Source organism: Janthinobacterium sp. Mn2066, assembly GCF_049319705.1.
GTDB lineage: Bacteria > Pseudomonadota > Gammaproteobacteria > Burkholderiales > Burkholderiaceae_D > Janthinobacterium.
The window spans coordinates 205,296-230,819 of record NZ_JBMOUF010000006.1 but is presented as its reverse complement, the minus strand read 5'-3'; the positions used below and the strand labels follow the sequence as shown (position 1 = coordinate 230,819).

Annotated in this window: 21 protein-coding genes and 1 pseudogene; 14 read left to right on the top strand and 8 right to left on the bottom strand. The window is 61.0% G+C overall.

Going from position 1 to position 25,524, the window contains the following annotated elements; genetic code table 11:
- Window positions 1-211: 211 nt before the first annotated feature.
- Window positions 212-1,099, top strand: coding sequence for a hypothetical protein (locus ACL9RI_RS13590; RefSeq protein WP_422727099.1), 888 nt, complete (start codon window positions 212-214; stop codon window positions 1,097-1,099).
- Between the two features lie 83 nt (window positions 1,100-1,182).
- Here ACL9RI_RS13590 and yihA read toward each other — a convergent pair whose 3' ends face one another.
- Together yihA and ACL9RI_RS13580 are read right to left on the bottom strand one after the other, a co-directional pair.
- Window positions 1,183-1,920 carry a ribosome biogenesis GTP-binding protein YihA/YsxC gene (yihA, locus tag ACL9RI_RS13585; RefSeq protein WP_422727098.1) on the bottom strand — a complete coding sequence of 246 codons (738 nt, stop codon included), beginning with the start codon at window positions 1,918-1,920 and terminating at the stop codon, window positions 1,183-1,185.
- Between the two features lie 53 nt (window positions 1,921-1,973).
- On the bottom strand, window positions 1,974-2,141 hold the full coding sequence (locus ACL9RI_RS13580; protein ID WP_221302570.1) for a hypothetical protein: 168 nt from the start codon (window positions 2,139-2,141) through the stop codon (window positions 1,974-1,976).
- Between ACL9RI_RS13580 and ACL9RI_RS13575 the strand changes: the two genes are divergently transcribed.
- From ACL9RI_RS13575 to ACL9RI_RS13555, 5 genes are all read left to right on the top strand, one after another.
- Window positions 2,107-2,808: a c-type cytochrome gene (locus ACL9RI_RS13575; RefSeq protein WP_422727097.1), complete on the top strand. Its 702-nt coding sequence runs from the start codon at window positions 2,107-2,109 to the stop codon at window positions 2,806-2,808. The genes ACL9RI_RS13580 and ACL9RI_RS13575 overlap by 35 nt on opposite strands.
- A 159-nt stretch (window positions 2,809-2,967) precedes the next feature.
- Window positions 2,968-5,082 (top strand): cytochrome c biogenesis protein ResB, encoded by a 2,115-nt coding sequence (locus ACL9RI_RS13570; protein WP_422727096.1) that lies wholly within the window; start codon window positions 2,968-2,970, stop codon window positions 5,080-5,082.
- A 65-nt stretch (window positions 5,083-5,147) separates the two neighbouring features.
- Window positions 5,148-6,299 (top strand): c-type cytochrome biogenesis protein CcsB, encoded by a 1,152-nt coding sequence (ccsB, locus tag ACL9RI_RS13565; RefSeq protein WP_422727095.1) that lies wholly within the window; start codon window positions 5,148-5,150, stop codon window positions 6,297-6,299.
- 98 nt (window positions 6,300-6,397) lie between these two features.
- Window positions 6,398-7,375, top strand: coding sequence for a protein-methionine-sulfoxide reductase catalytic subunit MsrP (gene msrP / locus ACL9RI_RS13560; RefSeq protein ID WP_422727094.1), 978 nt, complete (start codon window positions 6,398-6,400; stop codon window positions 7,373-7,375).
- Window positions 7,376-7,383: 8 nt separating this feature from the next.
- Complete coding sequence (locus tag ACL9RI_RS13555) at window positions 7,384-8,049, top strand: sulfite oxidase heme-binding subunit YedZ (RefSeq protein ID WP_422727093.1); 666 nt, start codon at window positions 7,384-7,386, stop codon at window positions 8,047-8,049.
- On the opposite strand, the gene lptM is transcribed toward ACL9RI_RS13555, so the two are convergent.
- Window positions 8,046-8,228, bottom strand: a complete 183-nt coding sequence (lptM, locus tag ACL9RI_RS13550) for an LPS translocon maturation chaperone LptM (protein ID WP_183737004.1) — start codon at window positions 8,226-8,228, stop codon at window positions 8,046-8,048. The genes ACL9RI_RS13555 and lptM overlap by 4 nt on opposite strands.
- A 40-nt stretch (window positions 8,229-8,268) precedes the next feature.
- Between lptM and cyaY the strand changes: the two genes are divergently transcribed.
- Window positions 8,269-8,598: an iron donor protein CyaY gene (gene cyaY / locus ACL9RI_RS13545; RefSeq protein WP_422727092.1), complete on the top strand. Its 330-nt coding sequence runs from the start codon at window positions 8,269-8,271 to the stop codon at window positions 8,596-8,598.
- Between the two features lie 52 nt (window positions 8,599-8,650).
- Here the strand turns inward: cyaY and ACL9RI_RS13540 are convergent, their stop codons facing one another.
- On the bottom strand, window positions 8,651-10,996 hold the full coding sequence (locus ACL9RI_RS13540; RefSeq protein WP_422727091.1) for a penicillin-binding protein 1A: 2,346 nt from the start codon (window positions 10,994-10,996) through the stop codon (window positions 8,651-8,653).
- Between the two features lie 270 nt (window positions 10,997-11,266).
- Here ACL9RI_RS13540 and pilM point away from each other — a divergent pair, with 270 nt between their 5' ends.
- From pilM to ACL9RI_RS13505, 7 genes and pseudogenes are all read left to right on the top strand, one after another.
- Window positions 11,267-11,920, top strand: coding sequence for a pilus assembly protein PilM (pilM, locus tag ACL9RI_RS13535; RefSeq protein WP_422727090.1), 654 nt, complete (start codon window positions 11,267-11,269; stop codon window positions 11,918-11,920).
- Entirely contained in the window at window positions 11,917-12,489 is a 573-nt protein-coding gene (locus ACL9RI_RS13530) for a PilN domain-containing protein (RefSeq protein ID WP_422727089.1), read from the top strand. The genes pilM and ACL9RI_RS13530 overlap by 4 nt, the downstream gene beginning before the upstream one ends.
- Before the next feature lie 19 nt (window positions 12,490-12,508).
- On the top strand, window positions 12,509-13,543 hold the full coding sequence (locus ACL9RI_RS13525; protein ID WP_422727088.1) for a pilus assembly protein PilP: 1,035 nt from the start codon (window positions 12,509-12,511) through the stop codon (window positions 13,541-13,543).
- Between the two features lie 92 nt (window positions 13,544-13,635).
- Window positions 13,636-14,961 (top strand): annotated as a pseudogene (locus ACL9RI_RS13520) (type IV pilus secretin PilQ); the annotation flags it as partial.
- Window positions 14,962-15,075: 114 nt separating this feature from the next.
- The gene (locus ACL9RI_RS13515) at window positions 15,076-17,250 is read left to right on the top strand and encodes an Ig-like domain-containing protein (protein ID WP_422727087.1); all 2,175 of its coding nucleotides are present in this window, start codon (window positions 15,076-15,078) and stop codon (window positions 17,248-17,250) included.
- Window positions 17,251-17,289: 39 nt separating this feature from the next.
- Window positions 17,290-18,909 (top strand): bifunctional shikimate kinase/3-dehydroquinate synthase AroKB, encoded by a 1,620-nt coding sequence (gene aroKB / locus ACL9RI_RS13510; RefSeq protein ID WP_422727086.1) that lies wholly within the window; start codon window positions 17,290-17,292, stop codon window positions 18,907-18,909.
- Complete coding sequence (locus tag ACL9RI_RS13505) at window positions 18,910-20,046, top strand: deoxyguanosinetriphosphate triphosphohydrolase (protein WP_422727085.1); 1,137 nt, start codon at window positions 18,910-18,912, stop codon at window positions 20,044-20,046.
- 4 nt (window positions 20,047-20,050) lie between these two features.
- Here ACL9RI_RS13505 and ACL9RI_RS13500 read toward each other — a convergent pair whose 3' ends face one another.
- Genes ACL9RI_RS13500 through ACL9RI_RS13485 form a run of 4 tightly spaced genes read right to left on the bottom strand, consistent with a single transcriptional unit; the run spans window position 20,051 to window position 25,513 of the window.
- Window positions 20,051-20,671 (bottom strand): response regulator transcription factor, encoded by a 621-nt coding sequence (locus ACL9RI_RS13500; protein ID WP_422727084.1) that lies wholly within the window; start codon window positions 20,669-20,671, stop codon window positions 20,051-20,053.
- Window positions 20,661-22,424, bottom strand: a complete 1,764-nt coding sequence (locus ACL9RI_RS13495) for a sensor histidine kinase (protein ID WP_422727083.1) — start codon at window positions 22,422-22,424, stop codon at window positions 20,661-20,663. Before ACL9RI_RS13495 ends, ACL9RI_RS13500 begins: the two co-directional genes overlap by 11 nt.
- Window positions 22,424-23,584 (bottom strand): A/G-specific adenine glycosylase, encoded by a 1,161-nt coding sequence (gene mutY, locus ACL9RI_RS13490; RefSeq protein WP_422727082.1) that lies wholly within the window; start codon window positions 23,582-23,584, stop codon window positions 22,424-22,426. The genes ACL9RI_RS13495 and mutY overlap by 1 nt, the downstream gene beginning before the upstream one ends.
- A gap of 27 nt (window positions 23,585-23,611) precedes the next feature.
- The gene (locus ACL9RI_RS13485) at window positions 23,612-25,513 is read right to left on the bottom strand and encodes a dynamin family protein (RefSeq protein ID WP_422727081.1); all 1,902 of its coding nucleotides are present in this window, start codon (window positions 25,511-25,513) and stop codon (window positions 23,612-23,614) included.
- Window positions 25,514-25,524 lie beyond the last annotated feature (11 nt).

The following is a 25,524-nucleotide window of genomic DNA, read 5'->3' as shown; positions in this document are numbered from 1 at the left end:
TTGCCGGTAGCAATGATACATACGGTAACAACCGTCAAGGGGCAGCTGCTGTAATCTGCTACTGCTGCAAGGAGTCCCGTGATCCTGTACGCTTCGGATTGCAAAGGCTTGTCATTGTTTTGAAATACCAGCGACCCTGGCACACTGGCTATCCGCTAAAATTACTGCTACAAAGAAAGCGCGATTCATTTTGCATGACACGACCCACCCGATGGCTGCCAATTCAGACTATTGCCCCACCTGTGGTCAATTGATACAGCCGCCAGCCGCCTACGGATCCGAGACGAACAAGAATCGCAAGATCATTCTGGGCGTGACCGTGTTGCTGCACGTGCTGGTGGCCTTGTATGCCGTGTTCCATAGCGACAAGATCGAAAAAATCCTGACGCCGAAGAAGGAAAGCGCGATGGTGTATATCGCGCCGCTGAAAAATACGCCGCCATCGAAGCCCGAGCCCAAGCCGACGCCGAAACCGAAGGACACCAAGGTGGCCAAGGTGAAACCGCCGCCGACGCCGAGCAAGCCGGTGGTGACAAAAAATACGCCGAGCACCAAGCCGAAGCTGGAAACCTTTACACCACCGGTGGTGTCGAAAGTGCCGTTGCCGCCGCCACCGGCGGAAGACATGGCCACCATGATCGAGCAGCGCCGCCAGCAGCGCCAGGCACAGCAGCCGGCGCCGCCGGCCGAGGAAAGCGATAACGACCGCGCGATCCGTGTCGCCAAGGCGAATATTGCTGGAGCGCAAGGCCGCAATGCGGGCAGCGACAGCGAAGATTCGGGTGGCGTGTTCTCCATCGTCAACCAGACGTCGTTCAGTGCCGAAGTCAAGTTCCGTGGCTGGAATGGCAACTTCAAGCGCAACTGGCTGAAGCAGGAAAGAGTAGACATCGGCAACGAACCGGATATCGAATCGGCCATCATCAAGAAGATGATCCAGTTGATCCGTGCCGAAAAACCGGGCGATTTCGTCTGGGAGTCACGTCGCCTGGGACGCAATGTGAACCTCAGCGCCAGGGTGGAAGACACGGCCGAACTGACGGCGTTCCTGCGCCAGGAATTCTTTTCAGAAAAGAATCCCGCGCCACGGCGGCGTTAATCAGTCGCCGTTAATCCATAGTCATCAATAAAAAAGCGGCCATCTGGCCGCTTTTTTCATGCTGCGCTGATCCATCAGGATGATCAGGCCGGTTTGTCCGACTCCGGTTCCACGTCGTCTTCCATCTTGATCAGTTCGACCATCTGGGCTGCGCCGTCTTCGCTGATGCCGGCCAGTTCCATGATCTTGTCATTGGCTTCGTCGATGCCGACGCGTTTCAAGGCCGAAAACAACTGCACGGTGAAGGGGAAGCCGATGCCGTCCTCATCCACGTAGCTGTCGAGCTTAGCCTTGGCCTGGCGCAATGCATTGACTGATTCGTTGCGATTCAGCTTATCGACCTTGGTCAAAATGCAGTGGATCGGCTTGCCGGTCGGCGCGAACCATTCCAGCATCTGGATGTCCAGGTCGGTGAACGGACGGCGCGAATCCATGATCAGGATCAAGCCCGCCAATTGCTCGCGGCGCTGCACATAGTCGCCCAGCAAGCGTTGCCAGTGCAGCTTGGCCGAGCCCGACACTTCCGCATAGCCGTAACCGGGCAAGTCGACCAGCAGGCATTCGATCTCCTCGACGATGGTGGCGTCCTTGCGGTGCTGGCCCACGTGGGCGCCGCCGATGGAGAAGTAATTGATGTGCTGGGTACGGCCAGGGGTCTTGGAGGCGAACGCCAAGCCTTTCTGATTACATAAAATGTTGATGGCGGTCGATTTACCGGCATTGGAGCGGCCGGCAAAAGCGATTTCCGGCACCGTGGTATCGGGCAGGTCACGCAGTTGGTTGACGGTCGTAAAGAAGCGGGCTTGCCAGAGTTTTGACATGGGATTAGTAAAGCAACAAAATGGAGCGATAAGGGAACGATAACGCCAAGAAGCTATTGTACAATAAGGGGTTGCTTATTGTTGCCGGCGTAGCAGCGATGCGGCTTGCGGCCCTGAAAATAAAGCAAAAATCCCAGGAGCGCGGCAAGGTCCACCACTAATTTCTCACTGTCCCAGGGTGCTTGAATGAATCGTGCGTTTTCACCGTTTGTCAAATCCATGCTGCTTGCTTTGCTGGCTGTATCGGCAACTGCTTCCGCGGTCGAAGAAACGAAACCTGCCTATCCTCCTGCCGCCGCCAAGGCCGCCGCCGTCAAAGCCGATGCGGGCAAAGGTTCCACCCTGTACAGCGATGGCGATGCCGCGCGCGGCTTGCCTGCCTGTGTGTCTTGCCATGGCGTTGCCGGCAATTCCACCATCGTGGCCAATCCCAATCTGGCTGGCCAGCATGAAAGCTATCTATACAAGCAACTGGTCGATTTCACGACGCCAGAGCGCAACCAGGCCGTGATGTCGACCTATGCCAAGATGCTCAGCGACGCGGACAAGAAAAATATCGCCGCCTATCTGGCTGCGCAAGTGGCCAAGCCAGGCGCCGCCAAGAACAAGGATACGATCGACCTGGGCAAGAAGATTTACCGTGGTGGCATCGCTGGCAAGCAAATCGCCGCCTGTGCCAGCTGTCATGGCGCGACGGGCAATGGCATCCCCGTGCAGTACCCGCGCATTGCCGGTCAGCATCAGGACTATACGATTGCCCAGCTGACCCAGTTCCGCAGCACGAAAGCGGACGCCCGCAAGAACAGCGCACCGATGCATACCATCGCCAGCCGCATGTCTGACGACGAGATCGCCGCCGTGGCCGATTATATTGCCGGCTTGAAATAATTTCATAGTATTGATTGCCATGCACTTATGTGTGGATAATACGAAAGGGTAGCCTGTCCGCGGGCTGCCCTTTTTTATAATCCGGCCTCAAACAGGAGTATGCTGCCCGCTTGCGCTCCCCTTTCATGAAGATTGCAGATTCAGTATGAGTATCAACGTATGAGCACCAGCACCACCGGCATCGAATTAAAAACCCAGCGCCGCAGTTTTGCCGAATTCGTCGAGCTGGTCTCGTCGATGCGCTTTGCCATCAGCCTGCTGACCCTGATCGCCGTGGCCTCCGTGATCGGCACCGTGCTCAAGCAGAACGAGCCGATGCCCAATTATGTCAACCAGTTCGGTCCGTTCTGGTTTGCCGTCTTCGACAAGCTGAGCCTGTATTCGGTGTATTCAGCCTGGTGGTTTCTGGTGATCATGGGTTTCCTGGTCGCCTCCACCTCGCTGTGCATCGTACGTAACGGGCCCAAGATGCTCAAGGATATGCGCAGCTGGCGTGAAAACGTGCGCGAACAATCGCTGCGCAATTTTCACCATAAGGCTGAATGGCAAGCGCCGTTGACGCGCGCCGCGTTGGCGCAGCAGACGGCGCAGCGCCTGAAGGATGCCGGTTACCAGACCAAGCTGGTGCAAAAAGGCGATGCCACCCTGGTGGCCGCCAAGCGGGGCGGCGCCAACAAGTGGGGTTATATCTTTGCGCACGGCGCCATTGTCGTCATTTGCGTGGGTGGCTTGCTCGATTCGGAAATGCCGATCCGGGTGCAGCAATGGGTCTTTGGCAAAACGCCGTTTGCCGGCGATGGCGTGATTGCCGAGATTCCGGCCGAGCACCGCCTGAGCCTGTCGAATCCTACCTTCCGTGGCAATACCATGATACCGGAAGGCGCCTCGAGCACCACCGCCATCATTCCCCAGGCCGATGGTGTGCTGATCCAGGATTTGCCGATTACCATTTTGCTGAAGAAATTCCATATCGATTTTTACAGCACCGGCATGCCCAAGCTGTTTGCCAGCGATGTGGTGATCACGGACCATGAAACGGGCAAGAGTTTTCCTGGCACCATCAAGGTCAATGAGCCGCTGATCTACAAGGGCCTGGCGTTGTACCAGTCCAGCTTTGAAGATGGCGGCAGCAAGCTCAAGCTGACAGGCTTTCCCATGACGGGCAAGGCCGACCAGCGTTTCGACATCAATGGCACGGTGGGCGGCAAGACGCCGCTGACGGGCGGTGACGACAGTGCCTATACGGTGGAGTGGACTGGTTTCCGTCCGTTCAACGTGGAAAACCTCAGCGCCGGCCAGGATGTGCGCGCGGTCAACAAGTCGGAAAGTTTCAACGAGAAATTTGCCGTCGGCCTGGACAAGCGCCTGGGTTCGGCCGCCAAGAATGCGGAGAACAAGGACTTGAAGAATGTGGGGCCCAGCGTGCAATACATTCTGCGCGACAAGACCGGCCAGGCGCGCGAGTACCAGAACTACATGCAGCCCGTCACGGTCGACGGCGCCACCGTCTTTTTGGCCGGCATGCGCGTCAATCCTGGCGATCCATTCAGCTACCTGCGCATTCCCGCCGATGACAATCATGGCGTGACGGAATGGATGCGCTTGCGTGCCGCATTGCAAGATCCGGCGCTGCGCGAGCAGGCGGCTGGACAATATGCGCAACGGGCCATGCCGCAGGCGGACGCGGCAGCCTTGCGTGTCCAGTTGCAGGAATCGGCCGCCAAGAGCCTGACCATCTTTGCCGGCAATGGCAAAGAAGGCGGTTTCCTGGCCATCTCGCATTTCCTGGAAAAAGTGCCGCCCGCCGAGCAGGAAAAGGCCGCCGATATCTTCATGAAGATTCTCAATGGCAGCCTGTGGGACTTGTGGCAGGTGGCGCGCGTCAAGGATGGCTTGAAGAGTGTCGAGGCTGACGAAGCCCATGGCCGCTTCTTGCAACTGGCCACGAATGCCCTGTCGGACAGCTTCTTTTATGGCGCGCCCGTGTATCTGCAACTGGAAGACTTCACGGAAATCAAGGCATCGGTGCTGCAGGTAACGCGCTCACCGGGCAAAGGCGTGGTCTACCTCGGTTGCCTGTTCCTGGTGATCGGCGTGTTCTCGATGTTCTATATCCGCGAGCGCCGCTTGTGGGTCTGGATACGCGATGTGGCCGGTGAGGGCGAGGCCAGGGGCGGCAGCGAGGCGGTGATGGCCATGAGCACGCAACGCAAGACGCTCGATTTTGAAAAAGAATTTGAGATATTAAAGCGCAAACTGCCACAATCAGCGTAAGCTGCGCACAGAGATAATTGCCGACAGGCAACTTTGCCTGATGTTGCCTGATATGGAGAGAAATGATGGAATTGGCAGATAAGCAAATATATACCCAGGAGCCGGGTTTCTTCAAGAGCTTGAGCCTGGTGGACTGGATCTACGGCGCCGGCTTGCTGGCCGCGGCCCTGTTTGGCCTGGGGCGCTATGGCGAATTCATGGATATCTATGAAAAAGCCATCCTGCTGGCGGCCGCGCCCACTTTTGCCTGGCTGGGCTGGTACTGGAAACCCGTGCGCTGGCTGATTCCTGTCGCCGCCGTGCTGTCGCTGTTCGCCATCTCGCTGTACGGTGGCCAGCTCGAGATGGCAAACCAGAAATTCTTTCTGAAATACATGTTGTCCAGCCAATCAGCCATCTTGTGGATGGGCACCTTGTTCGTGCTGGCTACCCTGTTTTACTGGATCAGCCTGATTACGCGCACGGACTTCGGTTCCTCCATCGGTTCCGTGCTGTGCTGGGCTGGCGTGGTGTTGGGCCTGACGGGCATGCTGGTGCGCTGGTATGAGTCTTATCTGATCGGTGCCGACGTGGGCCATATTCCCGTCTCGAACCTGTATGAAGTGTTCATCCTGTTCTCTTTGATCACGGCCATGTTCTACTTGTATTACGAGCAGCATTACGCGACCCGCCAGCTGGGCGCTTTCGTCATGCTGGTGATCTCGGCCGCCGTCGTATTCTTGCTGTGGTACACGGTCACGCGCGACGCAGCCGATATCCAGCCGCTGGTGCCGGCCCTGCAAAGCTGGTGGATGAAAATCCACGTACCAGCCAACTTCATCGGCTACGGCACCTTCTCGCTGTCGGCCATGGTGGCATCGGCCTACCTGCTGAAGTCGAGTGGCTACCTGGTCGACCGTTTGCCGTCGCTGGAAGTGCTGGACGACGTCATGTACAAGGCCATTTCCATCGGTTTTGCTTTCTTCACGGTGGCGACCATCCTGGGCGCGCTGTGGGCGGCGGAAGCGTGGGGCGGCTACTGGTCGTGGGATCCGAAAGAAACGTGGGCGCTGATCGTCTGGCTCAATTACGCGGCCTGGCTGCATATGCGTCTGGTGACGGGCTTGCGCGGCCGCGTCGCTGCCTGGTGGGCGCTGGTGGGCTTGCTGGTGACGACGTTTGCTTTCCTGGGCGTCAATATGTTCCTGTCCGGTCTACACTCTTACGGCAAGCTGTAAGAAGTATCACGGAAGCTTTATAAACGGCATTCCGGAATTAGTGTAAGGTGGTCTCATCGGTCTTTGACCAGGAAACCTGCACTTTTTCCGGAGTTGCCATGTTGATCAAACGCAGTCCCAATGGCATTAATTTGCCGTTTTCTTCCGAAATTACGCCGCGCGCCGTGTTTGAAGCGCGCCGTAGTTTTATCAAACAAGCCGCGCTCGGTTCCATCTCCAGCGCTGCGCTGCTGGAGATGCTGAGCCGCGACGCCCACGCGCAAGGCAGCAATCCCAAGCTGGCCGCCAGGCTCAATCCCGCGTATTCGGTGCAGGACAAGCAGACCGCCTACAAGGACGCCACGACTTACAATAATTTCTACGAATTCGGCACCGATAAAAGCGAGCCGGCGCAAAATGCGGGCACGTTGCGCACGCGTCCGTGGACGGTCAGTATCGAAGGCGAAGTGAAAAAGCCGATGACGCTGGACCTCGACGCGCTGCTGAAACTGGCGCCGCTGGAAGAGCGCGTGTATCGCTTGCGCTGCGTGGAAGGCTGGTCGATGGTGATACCGTGGATCGGTTATTCCTTCTCGGAAATCATCAAGAAAGTCGAACCGACCGGCAACGCCAAGTATGTGGAATTCATCAGCCTGGCCGACAAGAAACAGATGCCGGGCGTGGGCAGCCGCGTGCTGCAATGGCCGTATGTGGAAGGTTTGCGCATCGACGAGGCCAACCACCCGCTGGCGCTGTTGACCCTGGGTATGTATGGCGAAACCTTGCCGAACCAGAATGGCGCGCCCGTGCGCATGGTATTGCCGTGGAAATATGGTTTCAAGTCGGCCAAATCCATCGTGAAGATCCGCTTCGTCAAGGACCAGCCGCGCACGGCCTGGAACCTGACGGCGCCGTCCGAATACGGCTTTTATTCGAATGTGAACCCGGATGTCGATCACCCGCGCTGGTCGCAAGCGAGCGAACGGCGCATTGGCGAAGACGGTTTCTTCGCCCGCAAGCGCAAGACCCTGATGTTCAACGGCTATAACGAGGTCGCGCCGCTGTATGCGGGCATGGATCTGAAGAAATTCTTTTAAGGAAGCCGATGGTCCTCAGTTTCAACCTTAACCCTACGCCCAAACAGCTGAGCTGGCTGAAAGGCCTGATCTTCGTGCTGGCGCTGCTGCCGTTTGTCCGCATGGTCTGGCTGACATATTCGGGCCAGCTGGTCGAACCGCTGGAATTCATTACGCGCGGCACCGGCGACTGGACCCTGTATCTGCTGTGCATCGGCCTGTTTGTTACGCCCTTGCGGCGCATCACGCAGTGGAACTGGCTGATCAAGCTGCGCCGCATGCTGGGCCTGTTCGCGTTCTTCTATGCCTTCCTGCACTTCATGACCTTTTTATGGTTCGATCATTTCTTTGACGTCCAGGAAATGTGGGCCGATGTGCTCAAGCGGCCCTTCATCACGGTGGGGTTTATCGCCTTTGTCTTGCTGATACCGCTGGCCCTGACCAGCACGAACGGCATGGTCAAGCGCCTGGGCGGCAAGCGCTGGCAGTGGCTGCATCGGGTAATTTATGTGATCGCGCCGCTGGGCATTCTGCACTTCTGGTGGATGAAGGCAGGAAAACACAATTTCGCCCAACCGACGCTGTTCGGCGCCATCGTCTTGTTACTGCTGTTAATTCGTGTGTATTACGCCTGGAGCAAGCGTGCAAAAAGCGCCAGGGCGGCAAGCCATGCCGGCCCGGCGCGTTCGCTTTAAGATTGCGGTACGATTTCCGGTGGCGGCGGTACGGCGGCCGGCTGGACCGGGTTCTTGGACGCTGCCGGCTTGGCGGCCGGTGGCTTGGGCAGATACAAAGGGCCCGGCTGGCCGCAGCCTGCCAGGAAGCTAGTAACCACAATGGCGGTGCCGATATAAAACGCTGAGGATGACTTCACGATTAGAATCACGGTTTGATTAAGATCTTTGGAGTGTAGCATGAGCGAATCGGAATTCCTGGCCCTGGCCGAAGCCACCCTGACGGACATCGAGGCGGCGCTGGACCGGCTGAACGATGAGGACGTGCTCGACGTCGAATGCAGCCGCAGCGGCAATGTGCTGGAAATCGAATTCATCGATAACGGCACGAAAATCATCGTCAACAGCCAGGCGCCCATGCGCGAAATGTGGATCGCCGCCCGTTCCGGCGGTTTCCATTACAAACGCGTCGGCGACGAATGGCGCAATACGCGCGACGATAGCGAACTGTTCGCCGCCTTATCCATCATGGCCAGCGAGCAGGCGGGTACGACGGTGGTGCTGAAGTAAGTTTCAGCTGCGACCATAAAAAAAGGCAGACTGTGCAGTCTGCCTTTTTTGCTTAGAAGAGCTCGTTCTTCACGGCCTCCTTGGCTTTTTCTTCTTCCGGCGTGCCGCGCGCCGCGCCTTCCAGGCTGCCCACGCCGGTACCCGGCGGATTTTCCGCATAGTAATATTCGTCGCCCACCAGGATCAGCCCATCGGGCACGGCGCGCTCTTCAATCGGAATATTCTTCAGCGCCGTGGCCATGTAGTTGACCCAGATCGGCAGGGCCAGGCCGCCGCCCGTTTCGCGGTTGCCCAGGTTGCGTGGCTGGTCATAGCCTATCCAGGCGATGCCCACCAGCTTGGCTTGATAACCGGCGAACCAGGCATCGATGGAATCGTTGGTGGTCCCCGTCTTGCCGGCCAGGTCAGGGCGTTTCAGGGCCATTGCCTTGACGGCGGTGCCGTGGCGCACCACGTCGTTGAGCATGCTGTTCATCAGGAAGGCATTGCGTTCGTCGATCACGCGGTGGGCTTCATCGCCAGCCTTGTCCGGGTTGGCCTGCGACAGGATCTTGCCATCGCTATCGGTCACCTTGGCGATCAGGTACGGGTTGATCTTGTAGCCGCCATTGGCGAACACGGCATAGGCGCCGGCCATTTGCAGCGGCGTCACGTTGCCGGCGCCCAGGGCCAGGGTCAGATAAGGGGGATTCTTGTCTGCATCAAAGCCGAAGCGGGTGGCGTATTCCTGGCCATATTTGGCGCCGATCTTGTGCAGGATGCGGATGGAAATCATGTTCTTCGATTTCATCAAGCCCTTGCGCATGGTCATCGGACCTTCGTATTTGCTGTCATAGTTCTTCGGTTCCCATGCCTGGCCACCCGTTTGACCCGCGTCAAACGAGATCGGCGCATCGTTGATGATGGTCGATGGCGACAAACCGCGTTCCAGCGAAGCGGAATAGATGAAGGGCTTGAAGGACGAGCCGGGCTGGCGCCAGGCCTGCGTCACGTGGTTGAACTTGTTGCGGTTGTAATCGAAGCCGCCCACCATGGCGCGGATGGCGCCGTCGCTGGTGCTGGCCGAAATGAATGCCGATTGCACTTCGGGCATTTGCGTCAGGACCCAGCTGCTGCCTTCCTGCGAGACGCGGATCACGGCGCCGCGCTTGATGCGGCGGTTCGGCGCGGCCTTGTCCGACAGCCAGGCGGCGCCGAAGGTCAGGCCCGGGCCGGTGATGCTGATCTCTTCGCCGGCCGAGGTGACGGCCTGGATCGACTTGGGCGAGGCCTGCAGCACCATGGCGGCGATGATGTCGTCGCTGTCCGGGTGATCGGCCAGTTCCGTTTCAATCGCATCGTCCGCTTCCGCCTTGGTTTTTGGAATCTCGATATACGATTCCGGGCCGCGGTAGCCATGGCGCTTTTCGTAATCCATCACGCCCTTGCGCAAGGATAAATAAGCGGCATCCTGGTCGGCCTTGGTGATGGTGGTGTAGACGTTCAGGCCGCGCGTGTACGTGTCTTCCTTGAATTGCTCGTAGACCAGCTGGCGCGCCATTTCCGACACATATTCGGCGTGCACGCCAAACGAGCTGCTGTCCGTCTTGACCTTCAATTCCTCGTGTTTGGCTTCTTCGTACTGGGCCGGCGTGATGTAGCCCAACTGGGCCATGCGTTGCAGAATGTATTGCTGGCGCATCCGTGCGCGTTTCGGGTTGACCACCGGATTGTAGGCCGACGGCGCTTTCGGCAAGCCGGCCAGCATGGCCGCTTCGGCCACGGTGATGTCCTTGATATCCTTGCCGAAATAAATCTGTGCGGCCGAAGCAAAGCCATAGGCGCGCTGGCCCAGATAAATCTGGTTCATATACACCTCCAGGATCTGGTCCTTGCTGAGGTTTTGCTCGATCTTCCATGCCAGCAAGACTTCATACGCCTTGCGCTTCAAGGTCTGTTCGCTGGACAGGAAGAAATTGCGCGCCACCTGCTGTGTGATGGTCGAGGCGCCTTGCTTGGCGCCGCCCGTCAGGTTGTGCAGGGCCGCGCGGGTAATGCCCAGGTAATCGACGCCGCCATGTTCATAAAAACGGTCATCCTCGATGGCCAGCACGGCTTTCTTCATGACATCCGGAACATTCTTGATGTGCACCATATTGCGGCGCTCCTCGCCAAACTCCCCGATCAGCACGCCATCGGACGTGAAGATGCGCAGCGGCATCTTTGGCCGGTAATCGGTCAGGGTATCGAGCGCCGGCAAGTTCGGATACGCCATCGCCAGGCCAAACACCACCAGCAAAACGCCGACCACCCCGAGGCCCAGCACGGAGAATAGTGCCATCAGGAAAAAGCGTTTGGTTTTGCTGCCCTTTGGAGGCGGCTTTGCGCCAGCGTTACCAGCGGAGCTAGAAGATGTCATGCGTGTCCTGTCTTTCGTTTGATGTTGCCAGCCAATTTATGCGGGCCAATTATAAGCGAGCCAGCCGGGGCTACGGCGCACCTTGGGCGCGTGGCAGAGTGCGTGCAATGTTGTCGTTACTCTATATAAGCTGGTCTGCGCGAGCTGGCAACAAGGATTTGGTAACAATTCATCTGCGCCAGATCACGGCTGAGCCAGATAGGCCGCCCGCACCCGCTGGCACAGGCTAGGATTTCTGACATCGGTGGCCATCGCAGGACGATCTTTCCTATGAAAATCATTCCAGAAAGCAGTAATTACGGACGGCTATGGCGCACCATGCGTGCTTGCATGGGCGGCGGCTTGCTGGGCATGGACATGGGCCAGCAAGCCGTGCGCGTGGTGGAGCTGAAGCGGCGGCGCGGCTTGTGGACTTGCCCCCATCGCGGCAGTGCGCCAGTCGCGCCGGGCGTGATGTATGAGGGCAGCGTGGAAGACGTCGATGGCATGGCGGACGCCGTGCGCCAGGCCTGGTCCAGCAGCGGCAGCGCCTGCGCGCGGGTGGCCTTGGCAATGCCGGACGCCACCTTGATCACACAGGCGATACGCCTGCCGGCCGGCTTGCCGGACGAGCAGCTGGAAATCCTGGTGGAACTGGAAGCGGCGCAATACATGCCGTTTGCCCTCGAAGACGCCAGCCTGGACTTTTGCATACTGGGGCCGGCCGGTAGCGATGAAATCGACGTGCTGCTGGTGATCGCGCGGCGGGCCGGCGTGCAGCGCCGCCTCGACGCCGTGGCAGCGGCAGGGCTGCATGCCGTCGTGATGGATAGTGAAGCGCTGGCGTTGCAGGCGGCCGAGCTGCAAGGGGGATGGCGAGGCTTGCCCGATGGCGCCGCCTATCAGCTGGCCTGGGGCCTGGCCATGCACAGGTATGCAGGATGAAGGCGGTAACGCAAGCCGGATACATCAATCTCTTGCCGCACCGGGCTGCGGCACGCAAGCGGCGCGAGCAGGCGTATGTGCGCCTGCTGGGTGGCGGTGCGTTGCTGGGCCTGCTGCTGGCGACGGGTGCGGGCGTGGTGATGCAGTCCAGCCTGGAGCGGGTGGCTCAGCGCCAGGAAGGGTGGCGGCAGGCCATGCAGCAATCGGACAAGGTCATCGCTACCGGGCAAGTTGTATTGCATGAAACGGCAGCGCTGGCGGCGCGCCAGGCGACGATAACGCAGCTGCAGGCAGAACGCCATCTCTGGGTCGCCATGCTCGCCATGCTGGCGCGCGTGCTGCCCGAGGGAGTGGTCCTGCACAGCCTGCATCAGGATGGAAGCCGTTTGCGCTTGCAGGGGCAAGCTGTCTCGCAGGAAAAAGTCTCGGCCCTGCTGCTGGCGCTGGGACAGGCGGCGCCGCTGTCCGCCCCCGAGTTGCTGGAAGTGCGCGCACCGGCCCATGCGAAGCACGGCATGGGCGAGGGCGCCGTGGAATTGACGGTGCAATTGAAACTGGCCAGCCCGTAGCACTCACAGGAGAGGCGATATGTTGAGCCTGAAAGAAGCGGCTAGCTGGCCGCTGACTAACCGCCTGCTCTGTGCCGGTTTGTTGGGCGCCCTGATGGCTGCTGCCGTCTACGTGGCCTGGCTGGCCGGCCTGGGGGCGAGCTTGCAGGCGGCGCAGGAGGAAGAAGCGCGCTTGCGCGCGGCATATCGCCTGTCCAGGGCCAAGGCGGACCGCGTGCCCGTTCTGCGTGAACAGCAGCGGCAGGCCGGCGCTGCGCTGGCCAGCCTGGAACGGCAACTGCCGCGCCAGCAAGAGATGGCCGACTTGCTATCGAGTATCAATCAGGCAGGCCTGGACCGGGGTTTGCACTTTACCCTGTTCAAGCCGGGCCCGGCGCTGCCGGCAACGCAGCCAGCCCATTACGTGGCCTTGCCGATCACCGTGCAAGTGCGGGGCGGCTACCACGCCATCGGTGCCTTCGCGGCGGACCTGGCGCGCTTGCCCCGCATCGTCACGGTGCACGAGCTGGCCCTGGTTGCCGGCAATGACGGTGTCTTGACCCTGGACGCCGTGCTGCACGCGTATCGCTTGCCCGATGCGGCCGAGCTGGCGGTGCAGGCTAAATTGCCTCCGGTGAAGATGCAGCCGCTGCCAGTGCGGCGCGTCGTGGTGCCATTTGCTGGATCAGATTACGACGCTGCCGGCTTGCCCGATCCCTTCGGCGCCGCCGTGCTGGCGGTGGCGGCAACCCAGAACGCCGTTGCCGCGCCCGACTTGAAGCGTGCGCGCGAACCGCTGGAAAGCGTGGCCTTGTCCGAGATGGCGATGGTGGGCAGCGTGCAACATGCAGGCCGGCTGAGCGCGCTGATACAAGCTGGCGGGCGCGTGCACGTGGTCGCCATGGGACAGCACCTGGGGCAGGACCATGGCCTGGTGACGGCGATCAGCGAGCAGGGCCTGCGCTATCGGGAAGTGCTGCAGGAAGCGAATGGCGCCTGGCGCGAGCGGCGCGGCGGTATCGATGTGCAAACCGGCAAGGTGCTTAAGCCTGTCATTGTCGAGGCGCAGCCATGAGGCCGCGTTGCCTGATCATGTTGTTGCTGGCGCTGCATGGTGTAGTTCCCGCTGCGCAAGAAGACGTGGTGCATGTGACGGCGCCGCGATTGTATGCGGGCGAAAACATTTCCGTCGATTTCCAGAATATCGCCGTCAGGTCGGCCCTGCATGTGCTGGCTGATGTGTCCGGGCAAAACATCGTCGCCAGCGATAGCGTGGGCGGCAATATCACCATGCGTTTGCGCAATCTTCCCTGGGACCAGGCGCTCGATCTGGTGCTGCAAGCGAAGGGCCTGGACTTGCGGCGCAACGGCAATGTGCTGTGGATCGCGCCGCGCGAGGAAATCCTGGCGCGCGAAAAGCTGGAACTGGAACAGCGCGCGCAGATCGCGGAACTGGAACCGCTGGCCTCGGCCATCTTCCAGCTCAACTACCAGAAGGCCGAAGCGTTCCGCAGCGTGTTCAACCTCGATGCGGGCGAGGGGCGCAGCCGGATCTTGTCGCGTCGCGGCAGCGTGCTGATCGAGCCGCGCACCAACCAGTTATTCGTCACCGACGTGCCGGCGCGGCTGGAGCAGATCCGCCTCTTGATCAGCAAGACGGATATCCCGACGCGGCAAGTGCTGATCGAGGCGCGCATCGTCGAGGCCAGCGACAGTTTCAGCCGCAACCTGGGGGCGCGGCTGGGTTTTCTCGACCAGGGCCTGGCGCAGGGCGGGCAAGCCGGTTTTCCTATCGGTTCCAACGGACGCCGCGTGGCAGTGGGCGGCAATTACGTGGGCGTGGGCGAGGCGACCGGGCAAACCGTGGCCGGCACCGGGGCTTTTGTGCCGAACACGCAATTCGTCAACTTGCCGGCGGCCAGCATCAACGGCTTGCCGGCCGCCAGTTTTGCCCTGAGCCTGTTTTCAGCCGGCGCCAACCGTTTCCTGAACCTGGAATTGTCGGCGCTGGAAGCCGATGGCAAGGGCAAGATCATTTCCAGTCCCCGCGTGGTGACGGCCGACAAGGTACAGGCACTGATCGAACAGGGCATCGAATTGCCGTATCAGGTGGCCACCAGCAGCGGCGCCACCTCGATCACGTTCCGCAAGGCCAATCTGCGCCTGGAAGTCACGCCCCACATCACGCCGGATGGCAATGTGGTGCTGGAAGTGGATGTCAACAAGGATAGCGTGGGCCAGGAAACGCGTTCCGGCTTTGCCATCGACACCAAGCACGTGAAGACGCAGGTGATGGTCGAGGATGGCGGCACGGTGGTGCTGGGCGGTATTTATCAGCAGTCCGAACGGGGTACGGAGACCAAGGTGCCGTTGCTGGGCGATATCCCGCTACTCGGTGTTTTTTTTCGCAGTACGGGCCGTAGTCAAGAAAAAACCGAGCTGATGGTGTTTATTACGCCGAAAATAGTAGCAGATCGGCCACCAAAGCGTTAATGTTTCGTCTTTGCGTTTAGTTAATAAGCAATACGTAACAATTCAAATGAAAGCGGACTGATGGTGATCATGCGGAATAGATACTGGAATCAGGTAATACATTGGCTGGCCCTGTTGGCCTTGAGCACTTTGCTGGCCGCCTGCGGTGGTGGCGGCGGTGATCCGACCCTGGGCAGCAAGGATGGCGCCAATGCCGGTGTTGCCAGTGTGGCACTGGTTGCCAGCGCGCCAAGCATCGTGGCATCGGGCGCGGATGGCACGGAAGTGTTGTTGACGGTGATTGTGAAAAATGCCGGCAACAATGCCATGGCAGGGCAGACGGTATCGTTTACGGCCAGTTCGGGGACGATCAGCAATACCAGCCGCGTGACGGACGCCAATGGCAGCGTGACGGAAAAACTCAGCGTCAAAGGCGATGCGAGCTTGCGCGACATCACGATCACGGCCAGCAGCAATGGTGTCAACTCTGCGCCGGTGGTAGTGAAAGTGGTGCCTGTTACTTCTTCCATTGCCAGCCTGTTGCTGACCTCTTCCGGCGGTACGCTGGCCTCGTCGGGTGGCACGTCGGTGAATGTGATTGCCTTTGTCAAGGATGCCAATAACGCCGTAGTACCGAATACCAGCGTGACTTTCAGTGCCAATTCGGGTGCGCTGGGGGCGACGACGGTCAATACCAATGCCCAAGGGCAAGCGACCGTAAGTCTGGGCACGGGCGGCGACGCCAGTTTGCGCACGATCCGGGTGACCGCCAGCGTGGGCGGGCAAACCGCCAGCATGGATATCGGCGTGAGCGGGACCAAGCTTAGCCTGAGCGCCTTTTCGACGCTGAACCTGCGGACGACCAGCGATATGGTGGTCAAGCTGGTCGATTCGAGCGGCAATCCGCTGGTGGGGAAATCGGTGGCCTTCAGCAGCCAGGTCAATCCCCTGACGGTCAAGGGCGGCGGTGGCAGCCCTGCGCTGACCGATAATAACGGTCAATTGGTATTGAGCTATAACGCCCAGTCGGGTAGCAGCGATAGCATCAGCGTCAAGGCACAGGGTGATAGCGTGTTGTTGCCAATCACCATCAATGCATCGAATTTCACGATTAACGCGGTTTCTGGCGCGAATGCCGTATTGACCACCCTGTCGACCAATACCTGCTATGCGGTGAGCGTGCATAGCGACGTTGCTGGCGTGCCGCAAGCAGGCAATGTGCGTATCAGTACTTCGCGTGGCGCTATTTATCAGGATGCCAACTGTGTTACGCCATTGCAGTCGCCGCTGGCGCTGGTTGGCGGCAATGCCATCGCCTACGTGCAGGCCAGTGGCGCCGGCGTGACGTCGCTCACGGCAAAATACGACGGTAGCGGCGTTTCGGCACAGTCGGATGTGGAGTTTATCGCACCGTTGACGGCGCAGGCGACCATCTCCGTGCAAGCGGATCCGGCGGTGATCGGCGTGAATACCGCCGGCAGCACCGCGCAGCGTAGTGCGCTGCGCGCCATCGTGCGGGATGGCACGGCGCAAAACAACCTGGTCAAGAATGCCCAGGTGGCTTTCTCGCTCCAGAGCGATCCCAGCAATGGTTCCCTGAGTTCGCCATCCGTGGTGTCCACCGATAGCGATGGCGTGGCCACGGTCAGTTATATCGCGGGCCAGGCGGCGACCGGCGTCGATGGCGTGGTGGTCAATGCGCAGTTGCAAGGAGTATCGAACAACGCCGCCTCGGTCAAACTGACGGTAACGAAAAAAGCCCTGTTTATCAGCGCCGGCAGCGGCAATACGCTCGATGGCTCGGACAGCAGCACCTACCGCAAGACGTATACCGTGTTCGTGACGGATGCCGCAGGCAATCCCGTGCCTGACGTGATCGTTACGGCTGCCGCCTGGCCCCGCCATTATTACAAGGGCTATTTGCAGTATTCGCAGGCTGCCTTGTCGTGGGTGGTGGCCGCATCGCTGGCATGCGAGAATGAAGACAAAGACCGTAGCGGCATATTCAATCCGAATAACGATACGAACCAGAATGGCCGTCTCGACCCTGGCATTCCGCTCAATTTGACGACGGGCGGCAAGACGGACAGCACGGGAACGGCGGTCGTGACCATGACTTATCCGCGCGACAGGGCCAACTGGCTGGACGTGGAATTGACGATTCGGGGCAATAGTTCCGGGACGGAGGCCACTTATGTCGGTTACACTTTGCTTCCGGGGCTCGCTTCGGACTACAACAACCAGGCAGTTTCACCGCCTGGCGTTGTGAGTCCCTACGGGCAAGCCACTGATTGTCGCAATCCAAATTAACTTTCGCAGCAAATGCAAAATCTGTTTTTAGTAGGCCTCATGGGCGCAGGCAAGACCACGATCGGGCGCATCCTGGCCCGCAAGCTGGGCTTGCGCTTTGTCGATTCCGACCATGAGATCGAGGCCCGTACGGGGGCCTCGATACCGTGGATCTTCGAAATCGAGGGCGAACCCTGCTTTCGCCGCCGCGAAGCGGAGGTGATCCGCGACCTGAGCGGGCAGGAGGGCATCGTCATGGCCACTGGCGGCGGCGCCATCCTCAACGCCGAGAGCCGCGCCTTTTTGAAGGAGCGGGGCACGGTGGTGTACCTGCGCGCCAGCGTCAGCAACATCCTGGCGCGTACCAGCCATGACAAGAACCGCCCCCTGTTGCAGACGGCGGACCCGCGCAGGAAGCTGGAAGAATTGACGGCCGAACGCGAGCCGTTTTACATGGAAGTGGCTGACATCGTGATCGATACGGGCCGTCCTAACGTACAATCGATGGTCCAGACTATCCTGATGCAGCTGGCCAGCCTCGAGTGCGAGGCATCGCCCAACTGTGTCATTCATGCAGAGCCTTCGATGAACGAGCAATCCAAAATGTTGTTGAGCGTAGATCTCGACGAACGCAGTTATCCGATCGCTATCGGTCCCGGCCTGCTGGCCGACGCCGATGCGCTCGTGCGCCATATCAACGGCCACAAGGTGGCCATTGTCACCAATACCACAGTCGCCCCGCTGTACCTGGAGCGCCTGGAAAAAGCGCTGGCCGGCGACGGCCGCGAAGTGATCAGCATCGTCCTGCCGGACGGTGAAGAATATAAAAACTGGGCCAGCCTGATGCAGATCTTCGATGCGCTGCTGGCCCATAAATGCGACCGCAAGACGACCCTGGTGGCGCTGGGCGGCGGCGTGATCGGCGACCTGACCGGCTATGCGGCGGCCAGCTACATGCGCGGCATCGGCTTCGTGCAAGTGCCGACCACCTTGCTGGCGCAGGTCGATTCCTCCGTCGGCGGCAAGACGGGCATCAACCACCCGCTGGGCAAGAACATGATTGGCGCGTTTTATCAGCCGCGCGCCGTGATCGCCGACACCTCGACCCTGGAAACCCTGCCGGCGCGCGAATTGTCGGCCGGCCTGGCCGAAGTGATCAAGCATGGCGCCATCATCGACAGCGCCTTCTTCGACTGGATCGAAGCCAATATCGCCAAGCTGATGGCGCGCGACAAGGGCGCGCTGGCGTACGCGATTGCCCGCTCGTGCGAAATCAAGGCCGACGTGGTGCGCCAGGATGAACGCGAAGGCGGCCTGCGCGCCATCCTCAATTTCGGCCACACTTTCGGCCACGCCATCGAGGCGGGCCTGGGCTATGGCCACTGGCTGCACGGCGAAGCCGTCGGCTGCGGCATGGTGATGGCGGCCGACCTGTCGTGCCGCATGGGGTATATCGACCAGGCGGCCGTGGACCGCGTGCGCAATCTGGTCGCTGCCGCCGGCCTGCCGGTCAAGGCGCCGGACCTGGGCGTGGAGCGCTGGCTGGAACTGATGGAAGTGGACAAGAAGAACGAAGGCGGCGCCATCAAGTTCATCTTGTTGAAACCGCTGGGCAGCCCGCAGATTACGTCGGCGCCGCATGAACTGGTACTGGCCACGCTGGCCGCCGGAGTCGCGTAAATGCTGCCGGAAGACTTCCTCGCTCCTTATGCGGCCCATTCGGCACAGGGGCAGGGACGTCGTTTTGCCGAGGCGCCGCACGCCTCGCGCAGCCAGTTCCAGCGCGACCGCGACCGCATCATCCATTCCTCGGCCTTTCGCCGCCTGGAATACAAGACCCAGGTTTTTCTCAACCACGAAGGCGACCTGTTCCGCACGCGCTTGACGCACAGCCTGGAAGTGGCGCAGATCGGCCGCTCGATCGCGCGCAACCTGCGCCTGAACGAAGACCTGGTGGAAGCCATCGCGCTGGCGCATGACCTGGGCCACACGCCTTTCGGCCATGTGGGCCAGGACGTGCTCAACGAATGCATGAAAGACCATGGCGGCTTCGAGCACAACCTGCAAAGCCTGCGCGTGGTCGATACGCTGGAAGAGCATTACGGCGCCTTCGACGGCTTGAACCTGATGTTCGAGACGCGCGAGGGGATATTAAAACACTGCTCGCTGGCCCATGCGCGTGAACTGGGTCCCGTCGCCCAGCGCTTTATCGACCGCACCCAGCCGACCCTGGAAGCGCAGCTGACCAACCTGGCCGATGAAATCGCCTACAACAGCCACGATATCGACGATGGCCTGCGTTCGGGCCTGATCACCATCGCCCAGCTGGAAGAAGTCGAGTTTTTCGGCCGCCTCTGGCGTGATGTGCAGACGGCTTTCCCTGGCTTGTCAGGCCGGCGCGCCATCTATGAAACCCTGCGCCGCCTGATCACGGCACTGGCCGACGACCTGATCGTCACCTCGACCCAGCTGATCGCCGATGCGGCGCCGCGTGACGTCAATGAAGTGCGTACCAGCCCGCCATTGATCCGTTTTTCCGACGCCATGCGCCGCGACGCCACCGAGCTGAAACGCTTTTTACGGGCTAACCTGTACCGCCATTACCAGGTCAACCGCATGCGCGTCAAAGCCAGCCGCATCGTGCGCGAACTGTATGACGTTTTCATGGCAGATCCCGCGCTGCTGCCGCCCGATTATCAACTGAAAGACGGCGGTGCCAGCAAACAGGCGCGCAAGATCGCCGACTATATCGCCGGCATGACGGACCGCTATGCGATCCGCGAACACCGCCGCCTGTATTCGCTCGACGAGCTGTAGCCTGTTACAAGGCGCCGCTGGCCATCAGCAGGCGCGTCACTTCCGTCGCCGAATGCAGGCCCAGTTTGGCCATCGTATTATGGCGGTGCACCTGCACGGTTTTTTCGCTGATGCCCAGTTCACGGGCGATGATCTTCGACGCTTTGCCTTCCGCCATCAATAGCGCCACTTCGCGTTCGCGCGCCGTCAGGGCGGACAGCGCCGATAGCGCTGCATTCGACTGTCTGGCGCTCCGGCTGTCTTCCACGCTGCGCGCTACGGCGCGCGTGACGGCGTCCAGCAAGACTTGATCCTTGCACGGCTTTTCCAGGAAGTCGCAGGCGCCTGCCTTCATGGTTTGCACGGCCATGGCCAGGTCGCCGTGGCCGCTGAGGAAAATGATGGGCAGCGACGTGCTGACGCTGCTATTGAGCCGCTGCTGCAGTTCCAAGCCGCTCATCAAGGGCATGCGCACGTCGAGCAGCAAACAGCCCGGTACATGGCCGTCGTAGCTATCCAAAAAATCGCGCGCCGAGGCAAAGGCTGATACTTTCCAGCCCGCTGAATCGAACAGGTAGGCCAGCGAACGGCGCATCGCATCATCGTCATCGACGATAAAAATCACGGCGTCGTTTTCATTGATCATCGGTAGTCTCCATATGGGGCGCTGCAGGCAGCCGGAAGCAGACCGTCAGGCCGGGCGCACCATCGTTCGCCTGGGCAGACAGGGTGCCGCCGAACGATTCGATGATGCTTTTACTGAGCGACATGCCCAGGCCCAGGCCTTCAGCCTTGGTGGTAAAAAAGGGTACAAACAGGTGGGCAAAGTCTGCTTCGGCCAGGCCGCAGCCGGCATCGCGCACGGTCACGCTGCAAGCGCCATCGTCGTGCTGCAGCACGACGCTGACAGGATGGTCGGCATTGCCGCTTTCGACTTGCGCATCGAGTGCATTCTTGAGCAGGTTGAGCAGTACTTGCTGCACTTGTTGCGGGTCGGCCAGCACCTGCGCCTGGCTGTGCATTTCGGCGACGATCTGTGCATGCGGATGGGCCGCGCGGAACAGGGCCACGGCCTGCTCCATGGCGTCCGATAAAGCGAACACCGTGCTATGCGCGGTGCGCTTCTGCGCCATCGCCCGGATGTGCCGGATGATGGCGCCCGCGCGTTCGCTTTGCGTGGCGATTTCCTGCGCGCCCTCGAACAGTGGCGCTGCGTCGAGCCGGCCCGCTTCAATACGGCGCACCATGCCGCGCGCAAAATTGCCGATGGCGGCCAGCGGCTGGTTCAATTCGTGCGCGATGGCGCTGGCCATCTCGCCCAGGATGGCCAGGCGCGCCGTGTGGTCTTGCCTGGCTTGCTGCTGGCGCGCCTGTTCCTGCAGTGCGCGCAATTGCTGCGTGCGCCGGCTGACCAGGTATTCCACGCGCACCGTGTGGATGGCCCAGGCCACCAGCAGGGCCAGCATCAGCAGCATCCAGCCCCAGTAGCGTTCCAGCGCAGCATCAAACGTCAGCTTGTCCAGATAGGCATAGGGGCCGATGCGCAATTCGTGGAACAGTTCATCGACGCTCTGGTAATCGCTGGGCACGGTCCAGCTGTAGCCTTGTTCAGTGCGCGGCATGGCCAGCAAGGCTAGCGCCACCTGTTTCGCCAGTGCCGCTGGCGTCTGGCGCAGGGTGACGAAGGGCCAGTCCGGGTACAGGCGCGACGACGTGGCGCAGCGAAAGCCGGTTATCGGGCGCGTGGTGATCACGCGCAGTTCACCCGGCGCTACCTGGCCTTGCGCCACCATCTGTTCCAGCAGACAGGTACGCACGATGCCGGCGTCGGCAGCGCCTGAACGGACTGCCGCGATGATCTGCTGCGAGGGGAAGCCGCTATAGCGCAGGCTGGCGAAATCATGTGCGGGAGCTAAACCCGCTTCCTTCAGTTCGCGCGCGGCGATCTGGTAGCCGCCAAATGCATCGGGCGCCACCGCCATCACGTTTTTACCTTTCAGGTCGGCCAGGTCGTGCAATGGCGCCGACTGGCGCACGATGATGGCCGAACCGATGCCGCGCCGCGGCGAATCTGTCCATGGCGACTCCAGCGTGGCGATGCGGCTGGCGCCATCGCTGTGCTCAAGCGCTACGTAGTGGCCGCTGCTGGTGATGGCGAAATCGATGGCCTGAGCATGCACGGCCCGCGTCAAGCCGGCCTGGTCATAATCGGCCAGCACGAAGCGTACGCCGGGTATGCTGGCCTGCAGGTGGCGCGTGACATACGACCAGTCTTGCCGCACGGCGTCTGCGCCCTTGTAGGCCAGCACGCCGATGCGGATCTGGGGCAGGTTGGCCGCGCTGGCGAACGACGCCGCCAGCGCAAAGGCGGGCAGGAAGAAAAGCCGCCGCAGCCGCACTAGAACATGCTGCGTTGCGCCGCCTGCGCATCGCCGAACAGATCGAGCAGCAGTTTCTTGATGGGGGCGGGCAGCGGCGCATCGGCTATTTTTTCACCGTCATACCAGACGTGGGTGGCTTCCCCGGCCAGCGCCAGGCGCCGCGCCAGGGTGATCCGACAGGGAATGATGTGCAGCTTGTAGTGGGTGAACACATGCACGATGGGCAGCAGCGTTTCGCGCGATTCGATCTCGCCAAACGGCAGCACGGCGCGCGCCAATTGTTCATCGTCGACCGTCGGCAAGGCGCCATCGCGCAGCACGTGGCCGTCGAGTTCGGGCAAGGACAGCAGGCCACCCCAGATGCCGGTCGCGGGGCGCTGTTCCAGCAGCACTTGTCCCTTATCGATCACCACCAGCATGACGGCGTGTTTTTCCGGGCTGGTCTTTTTGGGCTTGCGCACGGGCAGGTCCTTGACCCGGTTGCTGGCGTAGGCCACGCAGCGCGGCTGCAAGGGGCAGCGGCCGCAATCGGGACTGCTGCGCGTGCACAGGGTGGCGCCGAAATCCATCAAGCCCTGCGTATACGCTTCGATGCCGGTTTCCGGCAGCAGTGCTTCGGCACGCCGCCACATCGCTTCTTCCACCTTTTTTTCACCGGGATAGGCGTCGATGCCGAAGGTGCGCGCAAACACGCGCTTGACGTTGCCATCCATGATGGCGGCCCGGGTGCCGCTGGAAAAAGCGGAAATCGCGGCAGCCGTCGAGCGGCCGATGCCGGGCAGGTCAGCCAATAGCAGCGGATCGCTGGGGAACACGCCATCGTATTCGGCCACCACGCGCTGCGCGCATTTGTGCAGGTTGCGCGCCCGCGTGTAGTAGCCAAGGCCGCTCCATTGCGCCATCACGTCTTCGACGGGGGCCGCCGCCAGGTCGCGCAGGGTAGGGAAACGCTCCAGGAAGCGCGCGTAGTAGCCGAGCACCGCCGTCACCTGCGTTTGCTGCAGCATGATTTCGGATAGCCAGATCAGGTAGGCGTCGCGCGTGTTTTGCCATGGCAGCGCGTGGCGGCCATGCTGTTTTTGCCAGGCGATGACGGTAGCGGAAAAGCTGGGGTCACTATAGTTTTCAAGCGACGCCGTGCCCGGTGCGGGCGAGAGCGGATGCAGCAAGCGTTTCATGCAGAGGTATTCTTTCCATGTCTTGGTTTATGCAGCGATGGCTGCGCGTAGCGTGTCAGCCAGCTGTGCCAGTTGCGCCTTGTCGCGTTCCAGCGCGGCCAGGTTGGCATCGAAGGCGGCGATTTTCTGTTCCAGGCTGCCCGTCGCATCGTGGATGCGCTGGATCGAGGCGAAGCGCAGTTTCAGTTGTTCCTTGTATTCGACGATCTGTGCTTCGAGCGGCGCCATGATGACCTTCAGCCAGGCGCTGGCGTCGTCATTGGCTTGCGCAAAACTGCGGCGCACGCGCGAGGCGATGGTGTCGAAGAATTTCTCCATCAGCACCACGCGGCTGGTGGTGAGCAGGGTCGCCGTACCGAACTGCTTGTGGTAGATGGCTTCGATCGCATCGATCTCCTGGCGATAAGGTTCGAGCGAGAACGGCATCGGCATGGCCAGCGCCAGGCCGTGTTCGGCGGCGAATTTGCGGTACATCACGCCCATCATTTCGGTGATCTCGGCGGTCTTGCGTTCAGAGCGGTCCAGGTTCTGGCCGATGCGCTCGAAATACTGGCGCATGGCGTCGCGCAGCCCGGTAAAAAAGCGGCTGCGCTGCATGGCGGCGCGCACGGCGTCGATATCGTCGCGCACGATTTCCATGCCCAGGCTGGTGTACAGCTCCGTCGACAGGCGCGTAAACACGGAGCGCGTCGCCTGCAGCTTGAACAGGCTGCTGTCGAATTCCTTTTTCTCGATATCGATGCGGCGCATCATGTGGGCGATCACGCCCTGGTTCTTGCCGCGCAGGCTGTGCAGCTCGTGCAGCTGCTCGGCGATGCCGCGCGCGCGCGCCGTGGTCTGCGTCTGCTGCGCCGCGACGATGGCGTCCAGGTCGAACACCAGCTGGCGCCCGATGATCTGCTTGCGGGCCGGAATCAGCTCGTCGAACAGCGCCGTTTCCAGCCCCTGCAAACGGCTTTTTTCCAGCAGCGCCGCATCATGGTTGATCTTGCCCACCAGGGCCTTTTGCGCCGAGACGGGGAACACCTGGCCGGGGTCCAGGACCAGCAGCTGCGCCACGCTGGCCTGCTGGCGTGCGATCGCCTCGCTCACTTGCGCGTCGCCGCGCAATTCATCCCACATGCTGTCGATTTTGTTGAGCACCACCAGCCGCCCTGGTCCCGCGCCGATATGGTTGCGCCAGACCTCGATATCGCTGCGCGTCACGCCCGTGTCGGCCGCCAGGATGAACAGCACCGCGTGCGCATTCGGAATCAGGTTCAGGGTCAGTTCCGGCTCCGTGCCGATGGCGTTCAGGCCGGGCGTGTCGAGGATGACCAGGCCCTGTTTCAGCAGTGGATGGGGGAAGTTGATGATGGCGTGGCGCCACATGGAGATTTCCACCAGGCCGTCTTCGCCGACGATGGCTGGCGCGTCGGCATCATCGGCGTCATACAGGCCATAGCGGGCCGCGTCTGCCACGCTCACGCGGCGCGTCAGGCTGACCTGGCGGATGGCTTCCTGCATGTCGCCGCCCGCCTCGATATTCAAGGGCAGCACCGTCCATGCCGACTCCATGTTGCGGTAGTCGCTGGTCGACAGATTGTGCGCGCGCGTCTCGATCGGCAGCAAGCGGATGCAGGGCGGCCATGCCGCGTGGTACAGCAGTTCGGTGGGGCACATGGTGGTGCGTCCGGCGCCCGAGGGCAGGATGCGCTGGCCATAATCGGCAAAGAAAATCGCGTTGATCAGTTCGGATTTCCCACGCGAGAATTCCGCCACGAAGGCCACGGACAAACGGTCGTCACGCAGGCGTGACAGGCAGCGCGCCAGGCGCAGCGCCGAGGCGCCGTCGACCAGACCGGCGCCGTGGGCGGCCTGCTGGTAAGCCTGCAGGGCGGCCAGTACATCCTGGCGCCATGCGCTGTATTGTTCCAAGTCCCTGACCATCTGGATCCCTT

What these genes read in the sequence shown, in the direction of transcription:
- ACL9RI_RS13570 (WP_422727096.1), top strand. Translation starts at nt 2,968, where the DNA reads ATGAGCACCAGCACCACCGGCATCGAATTAAAAACCCAGCGCCGCAGT.
- ACL9RI_RS13530 (WP_422727089.1), top strand. Translation starts at nt 11,917, where the DNA reads ATGAAGGCGGTAACGCAAGCCGGATACATCAATCTCTTGCCGCACCGG.
- ACL9RI_RS13505 (WP_422727085.1), top strand. Translation starts at nt 18,910, where the DNA reads ATGCTGCCGGAAGACTTCCTCGCTCCTTATGCGGCCCATTCGGCACAG.
- ACL9RI_RS13590 (WP_422727099.1), top strand. Translation starts at nt 212, where the DNA reads ATGGCTGCCAATTCAGACTATTGCCCCACCTGTGGTCAATTGATACAG.
- pilM (WP_422727090.1), top strand. Translation starts at nt 11,267, where the DNA reads ATGAAAATCATTCCAGAAAGCAGTAATTACGGACGGCTATGGCGCACC.
- cyaY (WP_422727092.1), top strand. Translation starts at nt 8,269, where the DNA reads ATGAGCGAATCGGAATTCCTGGCCCTGGCCGAAGCCACCCTGACGGAC.
- ACL9RI_RS13540 (WP_422727091.1), bottom strand. Translation starts at nt 10,996, where the DNA reads ATGACATCTTCTAGCTCCGCTGGTAACGCTGGCGCAAAGCCGCCTCCA.
- ACL9RI_RS13575 (WP_422727097.1), top strand. Translation starts at nt 2,107, where the DNA reads ATGAATCGTGCGTTTTCACCGTTTGTCAAATCCATGCTGCTTGCTTTG.
- ccsB (WP_422727095.1), top strand. Translation starts at nt 5,148, where the DNA reads ATGGAATTGGCAGATAAGCAAATATATACCCAGGAGCCGGGTTTCTTC.
- ACL9RI_RS13500 (WP_422727084.1), bottom strand. Translation starts at nt 20,671, where the DNA reads ATGATCAATGAAAACGACGCCGTGATTTTTATCGTCGATGACGATGAT.
- mutY (WP_422727082.1), bottom strand. Translation starts at nt 23,584, where the DNA reads ATGAAACGCTTGCTGCATCCGCTCTCGCCCGCACCGGGCACGGCGTCG.
- ACL9RI_RS13555 (WP_422727093.1), top strand. Translation starts at nt 7,384, where the DNA reads ATGGTCCTCAGTTTCAACCTTAACCCTACGCCCAAACAGCTGAGCTGG.
- ACL9RI_RS13525 (WP_422727088.1), top strand. Translation starts at nt 12,509, where the DNA reads ATGTTGAGCCTGAAAGAAGCGGCTAGCTGGCCGCTGACTAACCGCCTG.
- ACL9RI_RS13580 (WP_221302570.1), bottom strand. Translation starts at nt 2,141, where the DNA reads ATGGATTTGACAAACGGTGAAAACGCACGATTCATTCAAGCACCCTGG.
- aroKB (WP_422727086.1), top strand. Translation starts at nt 17,290, where the DNA reads ATGGGCGCAGGCAAGACCACGATCGGGCGCATCCTGGCCCGCAAGCTG.
- msrP (WP_422727094.1), top strand. Translation starts at nt 6,398, where the DNA reads ATGTTGATCAAACGCAGTCCCAATGGCATTAATTTGCCGTTTTCTTCC.
- yihA (WP_422727098.1), bottom strand. Translation starts at nt 1,920, where the DNA reads ATGTCAAAACTCTGGCAAGCCCGCTTCTTTACGACCGTCAACCAACTG.
- ACL9RI_RS13485 (WP_422727081.1), bottom strand. Translation starts at nt 25,513, where the DNA reads ATGGTCAGGGACTTGGAACAATACAGCGCATGGCGCCAGGATGTACTG.